This is a genomic window from Paenibacillus endoradicis, assembly GCF_024721975.1.
Map to the genome: position 1 here is coordinate 753261 of NZ_JANQBB010000002.1, position 12569 is coordinate 765829.

The following is a 12569-nucleotide window of genomic DNA, read 5'->3' on the forward strand; positions in this document are numbered from 1 at the left end:
TATATGTATAACGCATATCTACCATAATGTCCGCAAAACACAAAAAGGGCATTAGTTAAGAAGAACGAGTTCTTCATAACTAATGCCCTTGCGGTAACACGTTACGATAGTATGGATTTGACTGATATACTACACGGATGCCTATAAACTGTCAATACTAAATTTCGGTTTTGTATAAATAATGCTATTGCATAGATTCAAGTATAATTCCTGCTGTTTCTTCAATTGCTCGATTCGTCACATCAATGACAGTACATCCGATTTTGTCCATAAATTGCTTGGCATGGTTCAACTCAAGTTCGACTCTTGATCTTTGAGTATATAACGATCCAGAAAGAAGTCCCAACGTTTGTAATCTTGCCTCGCGAATATGTATAAGCTGTTCTGGATGCATAGTAAGACCAAATAGACGTTTCGAATCCATTTGAGACAATAAATCTGGCGGTAGCACTTCTGGGACGATAGGAACATTAGCCGTTTTAAATCCTTTGTGAGATAAATAGATGCTGAGCGGCGTTTTCGAGGTTCTAGAAACACCGATTAGTATGATATCCGCTTGAAGAAGTTCATTCAAATTCTTCCCGTCATCGTTTCGCACAGTATATTCTATAGCATCGATTCTGCTGTAATAATCTTCATCAAGCGTATGTAAGAGTCCTGGTAACCGGCGTGGCGATCCGTGAAATGCGTCGATGAAGCCTTGCATGGCGGGTCCCATAATATCGACTGTGGGAATATTATGTCGAACTGCTTCCTGTCGCATCATTTCTCTTAACTCGGGTTGAACAAGTGTATACATAATTAGCGCATTGCTTACTGCAGCTTCACTCACCACATTACGTATCTCATCTTCGTCTTGTAGATGAGAGTATCGTTTCAGCTTGACTTGATTACTATGGAACTGTTTGATGGTTGCTTTGGCTACTGCTTCCGTAGTCTCTCCAACCGAGTCAGAGCAAATATAGATCAAATGCTGGGATTCATTATTCATTTTACATGTCATCCTTTGCAACAGTTTCCGTAACCAAATTAAGTAGTACTTGTGTCATCGTGGTCTTGCTCACTCCGCCCACTGGCTCAATGATTTCCAAGCCATCTGCACCTGTCGTGATATGAACAACAGGTAGAACGCCTACTTCGTGTTGCATTAACTTCTTTGCAGCAGATAATACAGATTCTTCAGGACTGACGGTTACAATTTTAGGTTGCCTTGTCATAACTAAACTAACGGGCATAGTAGGAGCAGATTGATTACCAAGTGTTACTTTGAGTAAATCTTTACGCGAAACCATACCAGCAAGTGACCCCCGTTGGTCGGTTACAATAAGACTCTCGACATTTTCTAAAAAGAATAATATTACTGCATCTTGAACAGTTGCATTCATCGAAATGACAATGGGAACTCCCTGAACATCTCTTACTTTCATATTTTCCAACGTAGATAATTCCATTTTCGGACTTCTTATGGAAGTTCCAGGGAAATAGCCTACTTTGGGCTTAGCGTCCAAATATCCTATCATAACAAGAATGGCAAGGTCCGATCTTATGGTAGCACGATTTACTGTAAGAAAATCCGCAATCTGATCGCTTGTCACTGGAGATTGCTTCTTTACAAATTCAAATATGTCCAACTGTCTTTGTGTTAACTGGATAAGAATAACCTCCTTCGCCCTGTAGGAGTCGTTTTTACTATTATACCACTTTTGAGATTGAATTTACTGTTGCTTGTTTATCTCTTAACAGTGGAAAAAACAACCCTATTTCTCTAGTTGCGCTTTCTACACTATCTGACCCATGTATAATATTGCTTTCCAGCTCTAGAGCAAAGTCTCCCCTAATTGTACCTGGCAGGGATTCTACTGGATTGGTAGCACCGATTAAATTGCGTGCGACTTTTACAGCTGCAGGCCCTTCCCACACCATAGCAACCACTTCTCCTGAAGTAATGAATGAAACCAATTCCTCGAAAAATGCTTTGTGCGCCAGATCACGATAATGTTCCTTCGCTTGCTCTGCGGTCAGGCTACGCAATTCAGAGCGGACTAGACGTAATCTTTTGTTTTCAAAACGCTGAATAATTGTACCTATAAGTCCTAACTTCACACCATCCGGCTTGATCATTACAAATGTTTGTTCCATTGTTATTCCTCCCCTTCTGCTACTGTTGAAAATACGGTTTTCCAGTTAGATTATGTATGGAATGAATGAATCGTATCGTTTTTGTTTGAGCCCTCATCACCATAGAAAAAGTTTCCGCACGTTGATCAGGCAAATATCTTACACCTCCAAGAAATTCTCCTTGAGTAACTCCTGTCGCCGCAAAGATAACATCACCTTGTCCAATCATATCTTCCATAGTAAGTAACTTCCTTGGGTCTGATAACCCCATATCCAAGCAGCGCTGTTCCTGCTCTTCATACTCAGGCATGAGTCTACCTTGAATCTCACCTCCAAGACATTTAAGTGCGGCTGCAGCTAGAACTCCTTCAGGTGCACCACCCGATCCGATATACATATCAATTCCTGTCTCAGCAAATGACGGAGCAATCGCACCGGCAACATCGCCTGCTGAAAGAAATTTAATTCTTACCCCTAAACCTCTAACTGTATCGATCATTTCCTGATGTCTTTCCCGGTCGAGAATCATTACGGTCATATCGTTATAAGACTTAGATAAATATTGAGAGGCTTTGTGAATAGTGACTTCGATTGGATCATCCAAGCTGAGTTTTCCTGCAAGCGAAGCCCCTACCGCTAGTTTCTCCATATACATATCTGGTGCATTTAGGAGACTACCTTTATTCGCAATAGCAACAACTGACATCGCATTATTTAATCCCTTAGCAACTAGTTCTGTTCCTTCCAGAGGATCAACTGCCACATCAAGTTCTGGGCCATGACCCATACCAACCCTCTCCCCAATGTAGAGCATTGGAGCTTCATCCATTTCACCCTCGCCGATAACGACGGTTCCCTGCATACATACAGTTTCGAACATAGATCGCATAGCTTCCGTAGCTGCCCCATCCGCGCTGTTCTTATCACCTAGACCCATCCAAGGCGCCGATGCAAGTGCGGCAAGTTCAGTTACTCTGACAATCTCTAAGGCAAGTTCTCTCTCCAGTTTCATATCATATCCCCCTCGATGAGTTACACTATTTACAATATAATGTACACTATATATTGCAATATGTAAATTATTAAACTAAAAACATTATATAGTGTACATTATATAAATTGATTGTGTGTTTTTTATTTCTAGAAGTACTTCGAATGCTGTCCAGTAGATAGAACGATATCGTATAAAACTTCATGATGAGATACGTGAATTGAACACAAAAAGAAGTGAGCAACAACGCTCACTTCTTTTCAGTAATATATATTTTCTATTAGTTAAAATGAAATTTGTTACTTGTGTTCTTTCCATTGACATTCAGTAAATTTCATTTCTGTGAAAATGGCTTTAAATGAAGATTCTTCTGGGCTGCAAGCATAAATACCAATTTGTATATCTTCCACTCCTTCAAAAAGGTGTGCAATACGCATTTGCTTATAGTGAATACCATCATAAGAATTTTCAATACAATAATCGCTTCCACGTCGACTTAATCTGTAATACATAAATTTCTGTGTTGCAGCAATATCCGTAGTTGCCCAATCAGAATATCCTAGGTTTGTTACAACACTACCCAATCTCTGGAATTCTTCATTTTCATATTCAATAGAAGCCTTCAGCCAGTTATCACTATTTTGATAGATGGTTACGCCGCACTGATCGAAGCGTTGTTTACTGTCAAATTCAGTTTTCACTATAAAAGAAAAGTATTTCTCATTCGTTTTCATTAACAGAGCAGGAGCATTATCGTTTTGAAAGCCATAATATGTTCTTTGCCAAAAGTCCGTTCCACCTTCTGTTTTAATTACAATTTCTTCATCTGTAATAGTATATTCATTAGGCTCATGTACCCAAAATAAGTTTTCTCTTTGAAATGTTAAATCCATATCGATTCCTCCATAAATTCTAATTTATCTAGTACCTGCTGAATTCAAGAATTTCTATTCTATATCTAGATGTAGGCTAAGTAAGTCAAAAGAGCTCCGTACGACCGCGATATTCTTGCGGGGTCATCGTTGAAAAAGCCTTAAATCGTTTAATAAAATGTGGCACTGCCTGATAACCAAGAATTTGAGCGATTTCGTATATTTTTTTGTCACTACTACGTAGCAAGTGCGAGGCCAATTCCATTCGATACCGCAATATATATTCACTCAGATTATTACCCGTTTCTGCCCGATACACCCTCGACAAATAAGCAGGATGAAGACCAATATGCGCCGCAATTGTCTGCATTGATAACCTGTCGTTCATGTTTTCCTCGATAAATTTATGTATCTTCTCTACTAAATCTGTCTGCTTCTCAGATGAATCTTCTGCTTGCTCCCTTAAACTTCGGAGCATGAAGAATGCCCATTTTTCTAACTGCTTGAGACAAGGAGCAGCCGGCATGAGCCCAAAAGAGGATACACCAAACTCACTAAGTAACTTCCCTTTCTTATGAGCCATATACTGATAAGCATTGGCAATGGCAAAATAAGCTTCATTGGCATGCTCTGGAGGATAGTTCACGCTCTTCAGTTCCGCAAATATTTGGATTAGCTTCTCCTCTGCTTGAATCCAGTTACTCGTATCGAGCAAATGAATCAATAGAGGAGGACGATATAACGACGCTAAGGTTCCAATTTGGACCTGAACCTGATCTAGATTACCGGATATTCGTAAAAACACACCTTTTCGCGTCTCTTCCATCCCTCTCATTCCATCAATAACTGAACGGTACAGTGCTGAAACCTCTTTTGGAAAGTATGTCCAATTCTCTGCTAATACGATGGAAATATGATCATTCAGAAGATGCTCCGCTTTTTTCTTTAGCGCTGCCGCTCGGACGTCCATTGCATTCTGAGGAGAATGCCCCTTCACATCGTTTTTTTCTTTGGCTGAAACAATAAAGACAAGATATTCGTTTTGATCACGGCAAAACCACAAATGAAAGGTATCTCGAAATAGCTCCTCCGCCATATTCGTAACCGCGTATTCAATAAGTTCCTTATCGACTCTTTCGTATTCTTGTAGATTACCCTCAAGCCGTACAATGAATAAACCCACTTTCTGCTGTAAGGAGAATGGAAGATTCAACAAGAACAGCTTCCGTTCCAATTCCGCATCTGGGATTGCTTTACCATAAAGCAGATTATTCAGTATCTCACCTTGCAAGGAAGGCAAATTTTCTCGAAATGCATAACCGTCACGATGCTGCTCCTGTTGGAGCTTCTTTTCAGAAGCGATTTCCTCCGATAATTTGCCTAGCGTCTCTCGCATTTGAGCCGGATTAACAGGTTTCATCAAGTAGCCTGAAATATTAAATGGAACAACACTTTTCGCGTATTCGAAATCCGCATGACCCGAAATTACGACGATTTTCACTTTACGTCCCATTTCTCGAATTTCTCTAATTAAATCAATCCCACTCATCTCTGGCATTCGGATATCTGTAATTACGATATGAATATTTAGTTCCTGGTAAAGCTTTAATGCTTCTTTTCCAGAATAAGCTTTATGAATACGACCAATACCAAGTTCATCCTTCGGAATCGTAGCTACGAAACTATCAACCTGAGATGGAATATCGTCCACGATCAGAACCTCCAACATCGTCAATCGCCTCCGTCCTTATCGTTAATCCTATACGAAGTCCGCCAAGAGATGAATGCTCAATCATAACCCCTGAGGATGACCCATAATAATGTTTTATACGTTGGTGAACGTTACATATTCCAAGACTATGGTTAGAGCTCTTTTGTATTAGTAAGGAATGTCTTAATAATTCCAAATCATGCGAACTCATTCCGACACCATTGTCTTCAACAAAGAGTTCCCAGCCATCTGTATTCCTTTTACCAGTTACAATGATTTCGAATTTTCCTACCTTGCTTTCCATACCATGCACGATTGCATTCTCAACAAGTGGCTGAAACAGCAGTCGTGGCATAAGAATAGACATTAATTCTTTATCAATATATTCATAAAAATACAGACGCTCAGACTGCATTCGATGGATTTCTAAGTAATTACGAATTAATTCCATTTCTTCGGTAAGTGTAGTCAATTGCTGTTCAGTCCGTGTCGTATAACGGTAGTAGTTACTGAGGTGTTGCGTAAATGCGACAATCACATTCGTTCGATCCAGCTGCGCCATACTTTGAATAAAAGCAAAATTATTATACAGAAAATGTGGATTGATCTGTGCTTGTAAATGCTTAAGTGAGGACTCTTTCGCATGTAACTGCTCCACATATACTTTATCAATCAGCGTCTGGATATCTTCGGACATCAAGTTAAATTGCTCAATCAAAAAATGAAATTCATTATGTGGTCCAAGCTTGATCCGATGATCGTATACGCCCTTCCGAAGTAGTCTCACAGCCCGAATCAAATCGTTAATTGGTTTTTGCACATTACGGTACAACAAACCAGCTGAAGCGATCCCCATTACTAATAGCAGCAGACCAGCCCCGTAAAACATCTGCTTGCTGTGATTAATCGGCATTAGCACCTGTTTCAACGGCTGATAATCTACCAAATACCATCCAAGGGAGTTTGAAATAACATAATTAACGAGATAAGGTTCATTTCCTAAGGAGATTTTAACAGCTCCTTCATTCAAATTTTCCTCTTTTATGTTATCAAATTGTTCCACCATTCGTTTGATCAACTCTGGATTAAGATCACGAGGCATAATTGTCTCATAGTCAGGATGATAGAGAAACGTATGCCCTACACCACCTTGCATAAATCTTTCAAGCATTTTCACTAGATTATCCGAAGAAAACGAGACTTCAACATATATATTAGGATCTGTTTGTTGCACATAAAATTCAAAGGGTGTAACCAAATCACGCACAAAAGATTTTTCTGCGCCTCGATCTGTTATTATAACGCGATAATCCCAAGATTGTTGGCTGACGTTTTGGAAATAACTCTCAAAATAATGTTTCGTTAAATTGGTGGAAACAGCGACATCTGAATGAGGAGAATATACAGTAAAATCATTTACCCATTCAAAGGAATTCGACTGCATCCCTAGCTTCTGTTGTAGTAGTCTCTTGGAAGCAAGCAGGGCATAGTCGGGTTCGGAGGAAGGCTGAAGTTGCAGTTGCAACGCATCAGGGTCAGTTGCGATGACAAAGGCAGAACGCCATAACCTATCGACTTCGACATCCATCTGCTCTACAAAAAATCTGACTCGATTCAAATTAATTTGCAGTAGTTCTTGCTCAACAACATCTGTACTCGTATTATTGGAATAATTATACATGAGAAAAATCGGGATAAGCATCAGGACAATTACAATCATAACTTTTGTGAAAACATTCATTTTCCCAGCAGTACCACGTCCGATTTTAAACATTGCTAACTCACCCGATTCGATCTAATTTAAATATTAGGGAAATTTTTTAGGACTTTACTGAGCCAAGTACGATCCCTTTAACGAAATACTTTTGCAAAAATGGATATACGATCAATATAGGTAAAGCACCTATAAATATTTGTGCAGATTTAATGGTTCTATTGGAAAAATTATCTATACTTGCTAATGTTACACCAACTCTTGATAAATTGTCACTAACAATCATCGAGTGCAAATACGTAGCAAGTGGGTATCCCTTCGGATTAGACATATAGATCATACCGTCAAACCATGAATTCCAATGAAAAACCATCGTAAACAATGATAACGTCGCAATGGATGGCATCGATACAGGTAAATAAACGCTCCAAAGCACTCTCAAATGTCCTGCGCCATCAATATAAGCAGCCTCCTCCAACTCCTGTGGAATCGTTCGGAAGAAATTCAGCATTAAAATCATATTCCAAACGCTAACCGCAGTAGGTAGAATTAATGCCCATATTGTATCCATTAAATGTAGCTTACTTATTAATATATAAGATGGAATTAGTCCACCAGAAAACAACATCGTAAACACAAAAACCCAAATGTATATTTGACGACCAGGAAATTTGTAACTCGTTTTCGATAAACTGTAAGCCGCCATCGTAATGACAAACATCGATAACACCGTACCTAGCACAGTTCGCTCTACGCCTATCCACAACGATTGTAGAAACGCTGTATTACTGAGTGTCTTCACATAGGCATCAGTAGTAAACCCAACGGGCCAAAAATTCACAATATTAGCTGTTGCCGCAGCACGTGAACTGAAAGACAAAGCAAGGACGTGAATAAGAGGTAGAACGCAAAGAATAGATAGCAAACTAAGAATAATCGTATTCCAAATCGTAAATATGGTGTATCCACTAGAGCGATAACGCATAATCGTACCTCCTTAAAAAATCCGATAATTTGCTAGCTTAAAGGCCATTCTGTAGCTTATTACTATTAAAATAAATCCAATCGCCGACTTAAAGAGCCCAATCGCTGTTCCGAAGCTGAATTGACCGCTATTCAATCCTACTCGATAGACGAACGTGTCGATAATATCTCCATGAGAATACACGAGAGGATTATATAAATTTAGAATTTGATCGAATCCCGCGTCCAATATTCGGCCAAGTGAAAGCGTAGCTACGACAATGACGATTGGCAACATTAGCGGAACAGAAATCGAAATGACTTGCTGCCAACGAGAAGCCCCGTCAATTTCGGCAGCTTCATATAAAGCTGGATTAATTCCTACCAACGTCGCTAGAAAAATAATTGCTGAAAACCCAAATTCTTTCCACACATCGCTTAAAACAATCGTAAATCGGAACCATTCACCGTTACCTAAAAAGAAGACACTCGGGATGCCAACCGAATTCAAAACACGATTGACCATTCCTCCCTCTGTCGACAATATATCCATCATAATTCCACCTAAAATTACCCAAGACAAGAAATGTGGTAGATAAACAAGTGTCTGTACTGCTCTCTTAAAAAACATTTTACGAACTTCATTGAGTAATAGAGCGAATACGATTGGAATTACTAAATTAAAAAATAATTTAAATCCCGAAATAATCAACGTATTCCAAATTACCTGCTTGCCATCTGGATAAGTAAATAAATACCGGAAATGATCTAAACCAACCCAAGGCGATCCTTTAATCCCAAGCCATGGTTCATAATCTTGGAAAGCAATGACTACTCCGAACAATGGAACATATTGAAACACGATACACAATATTAAGGCTGGTAACAATAACAAATGAAACGGCCATGTTTTTCTCCAATACGCTACCATTTATACAATCTTCCTTTCTAAAAAAAATAGAGGAGGAGTGAGTCAAATCCACCCTCTCCTCCTTAGCAACTTCTTTACTCTACTCACGCAATCAATGATTATTATTTGTTATTCGCATACCACTCATTAACTTCTTCTGTAATCTTCTGACCGCCGTTATCCATCCATTGTTTTACAAATTCGTCGAAGTACTCAATCGGTTCCTCACCGTAAATAATTTTGAGATAACTTTCTGTAGCAAGCTTCTTCAACAACTCACCTTTAGATTTCATCGTAGCCGTCATTGGACCGGTATAATAGTTTTTACCTTCGTTGACCGTTTGGTTAATTCGAACACCAGCGGCATTCAGCTGTCTTTCCTTATATTGTTTAACGTCAATTTCCATTGCAGTTACAGGCTCTGCATTAGGATCAGCCAAGAACTTTTTAACCGCTTCAATATTGGAATGTGGAATACTCGTAAAGTAACCAAGTATATTGGTCATCATAAATCTAATATCCAGCGTGGCGCCATCTTGAAGCGGCCATCGGTCAGCCGGAACGCCTGCTTCTTCAAAATTGCTTTTAATGATTTTATCGTCTAATTTAACGTAATCATACCCTTCGTAGTAACCATCTTTCCAACGCGGATCGAAGTACGGATCGCCTTCCATTTCCAATTTTTTAGCGAAAACTTTGTTAAAATAAGAAAACCATGCTTCGATATTTTCGAAGTCTTTATTGAATACCGTAAAACCTTGAATAATTGGCTTCTCTGCACGCCCGCCCAATCCGTTTTCCCCAATCGGAAGTGGATACGGTTGGAAATCAGCCTCCGGATTGTTATTAGTCGCGTCTCCTAGCGGCCAATCACCCATCCAAAACGGTCCAAACATGATGCCTGCTTTTCCATTCGCTGTCAATTCGGCAGCCTTCGCAGGATCCTTGATTCCAGCTTCTTTATCCATGTAACCATTACTCATCCAGTCTCTCATTTTTTGCAAATACAGTTTAGCATCTGGATGAATAGCACCATAACTTAGCTTACCATCGTCTCCCTCGTTCCAGAATAAGCGTACGTCGTAAGTATTAATCATCTGATCGGTAAGTGCGGATACGATCGCATCCGTCTGCCCCATCCAAGTCCACGGTCCTTCTTTCAGCGGTACAGCCAAGCCAATCGTATCATCCTGTCCATTCTGGTCAGGATCGTTTTCCGTGAATTGCTTAAGAACATTTTCAAATTCATCTAGCGTTGAAGGAGGTTGAAGATTTAGATTATCAAGCCAGTCTTTGCGAATCCACATGACAGTGCCTTCATCACCCATGTAGAAAGCAGGTATACCATATATCTTTCCATCCTTCTTAACTTCACCAAGAGCATAATCATATTTCTCCAATAGCTTCTTATACTCAGGATGCGCATACTTTTCAATCGCTTCATCCACAGACAACAGTTTATTGGCTGCAAGCAAGCTTTGCAGCGGATCACCACCCGCTGCAAATGCATCAGGTAATTTGGTACCGCCGGAAAGCAGTAGGCGCAGTTTTGTTTCATAATCTTCCGGTTTTGTTACAATAAAATCAAATTTCACATCAATGCCCATATTCTCTTTCATCCAGCGAAGATTTGCGTTGTCTTCCATTGACTCTCCTGCTTTGAATGCATTCCCTCTCGATGTACCATCGTCAATGATGGCAGTCGTGATCGTAACTGGAGGATCGAACTTCTGATTCCAAAGTTCCGTTGACTCTCCCGCTTCTCCACTTTCCGATGGAGATGGACTACTAGATGTGACCGCTGAATTTGGATTCTGATTGTTATTATTTGTGCAAGCGGCTAATGTCGGTAGCAGTCCAATTGCAATAGAAAGAAATACTAATCTTGCAACCTTCACATATCGACTCATAATTTACCCCTCTTCTTTAACATTTCTGGTACATTTCAAATTATATGGACACATCACACTTGCGTATATATACCATTTTTAACTTGATATAGAAAAGTGTACATAGCAAAGTACTCATGGCGCAAAATGACGCCTACGCACTACTTCTGACGACATAAAAAAAGACCGGGGTGAATGCCCCCGGCTTAATTCATAATTAAAACGCGATCCGTATCTTAATCGTTGTAATCGGCAGCGAGTGCCGAAATAACCGTACCTACCGCTTGTGTCCAACTACCAATAGCATTTACAAGTATTCCTTCTTCCGTATTTGGATTTGCATAGATTTGAAGTGTATTTCCAATGACTTGTATCATATTCCCAACATTATCTAATGATTGACTAAAGGTTAGATTACCTTGTGTATTTATAGATACGCCTGCGCCTAATAATTGGAGTTCATTACCTATTGTTTCTAAACGTTGACACGATTGTTCATTTTCGTCCAATATCCCTAGAACAACCGTTACATTACCGAAAGACTGTAAAATATCTCCTACTATATCCATAAATATCGGCTCATTATCAGCAGATAAGGCACTCCCTACAGCTTGTAGAACATTTCCCACTAGCCGCAAATCTGTTTTAATTGTTTCGGGCATGTTTTTAAAGGGGGTATCACCAATTGCTGCCACAATATTACCTACTGCCTCAACCCATCCGCCTATAATCGCAATAGTGTTCGAGTTACTTGATTCTGTTGATCTATTTGAGTCATCGGAGATGCGTAAATGAGTAGTTCTGTTTTCTTTATTTTGCTGTTTTTTTAACTTGCGGCTATATCGTTTATTTTTAGTTTTATAACTACTCACTCTTTTTCACCTACTGACGATTAAATCGAATATTATTTCAGTATATGATAATTAATCAAATGAGTTAGAAAAACGTAATTGCATTACAATTTTAACTTTAACGAAAAACAAAGATAGGGTCGTCACGATTGTGACACCCTATCTTTGTTTTTCGTTATTTCACTTCTTTTTGGGAAATTTCAAATGTTAAACAAATTCGGTCACTAGTAAGTGAGCTCATATCGGCAGGCTGCCAGCGCATATGATTGATGCAGATTTTATCAATGACACAGATAGGAGCCAATAGGGATTTCATTCGAGATTGTAATATACATGAGTTACTGTTTACCTCTTTCATTTGATATGTAATATTGATCACCGAAATCCGCGTCATTTAAGCCAATATTTGTAAATTTTGCTCGGCACCAAATCAAAAACACAGACGTCCATCGCCGTGGCTTTCCATACGCGACTTTCATTCTCATGTTACAACAAAAAAACATTATCATCTCGTACTCCATCTTCATTTGTAATAGGGTAATACGGGGAA

At 39.3% G+C, this 12569-nt stretch carries 11 protein-coding genes; all 11 read right to left on the bottom strand.

Annotated features, from left to right (window positions below):
- Positions 1-184: 184 nt before the first annotated feature.
- Positions 185-991 (bottom strand): pyruvate, water dikinase regulatory protein, encoded by an 807-nt coding sequence (locus tag NV377_RS09345; RefSeq protein ID WP_258200929.1) that lies wholly within the window; start codon positions 989-991, stop codon positions 185-187.
- Between the two features lies 1 nt (position 992).
- A complete protein-coding gene (locus NV377_RS09350) occupies positions 993-1631 on the bottom strand; it encodes a CBS domain-containing protein (RefSeq protein ID WP_308860109.1) in 639 nt (212 codons plus the stop codon).
- Positions 1632-1692: 61 nt separating this feature from the next.
- Positions 1693-2139, bottom strand: coding sequence for a nucleoside-diphosphate kinase (gene ndk, locus NV377_RS09355; RefSeq protein WP_258200930.1), 447 nt, complete (start codon positions 2137-2139; stop codon positions 1693-1695).
- A 19-nt stretch (positions 2140-2158) separates the two neighbouring features.
- Positions 2159-3124 (bottom strand): class II fructose-bisphosphatase, encoded by a 966-nt coding sequence (gene glpX, locus NV377_RS09360; protein WP_258201161.1) that lies wholly within the window; start codon positions 3122-3124, stop codon positions 2159-2161.
- Between the two features lie 284 nt (positions 3125-3408).
- Complete coding sequence (locus tag NV377_RS09365; protein ID WP_258200931.1) at positions 3409-4002, bottom strand: DUF1349 domain-containing protein; 594 nt, start codon at positions 4000-4002, stop codon at positions 3409-3411.
- 85 nt (positions 4003-4087) lie between these two features.
- Positions 4088-5710 (bottom strand): response regulator transcription factor, encoded by a 1623-nt coding sequence (locus tag NV377_RS09370; RefSeq protein ID WP_258200932.1) that lies wholly within the window; start codon positions 5708-5710, stop codon positions 4088-4090.
- Positions 5667-7466 (bottom strand): sensor histidine kinase, encoded by a 1800-nt coding sequence (locus tag NV377_RS09375; protein WP_258200933.1) that lies wholly within the window; start codon positions 7464-7466, stop codon positions 5667-5669. The genes NV377_RS09370 and NV377_RS09375 overlap by 44 nt, the downstream gene beginning before the upstream one ends.
- A gap of 46 nt (positions 7467-7512) precedes the next feature.
- The gene (locus NV377_RS09380; RefSeq protein ID WP_258200934.1) at positions 7513-8391 is read right to left on the bottom strand and encodes a carbohydrate ABC transporter permease; all 879 of its coding nucleotides are present in this window, start codon (positions 8389-8391) and stop codon (positions 7513-7515) included.
- A gap of 12 nt (positions 8392-8403) precedes the next feature.
- Positions 8404-9300: an ABC transporter permease gene (locus NV377_RS09385; RefSeq protein WP_258200935.1), complete on the bottom strand. Its 897-nt coding sequence runs from the start codon at positions 9298-9300 to the stop codon at positions 8404-8406.
- A 101-nt stretch (positions 9301-9401) separates the two neighbouring features.
- On the bottom strand, positions 9402-11189 hold the full coding sequence (locus tag NV377_RS09390; protein ID WP_258200936.1) for a type 2 periplasmic-binding domain-containing protein: 1788 nt from the start codon (positions 11187-11189) through the stop codon (positions 9402-9404).
- 215 nt (positions 11190-11404) lie between these two features.
- Positions 11405-12040, bottom strand: coding sequence for a DUF6944 family repetitive protein (locus NV377_RS09395; protein ID WP_258200937.1), 636 nt, complete (start codon positions 12038-12040; stop codon positions 11405-11407).
- Positions 12041-12569: the final 529 nt, after the last annotated feature.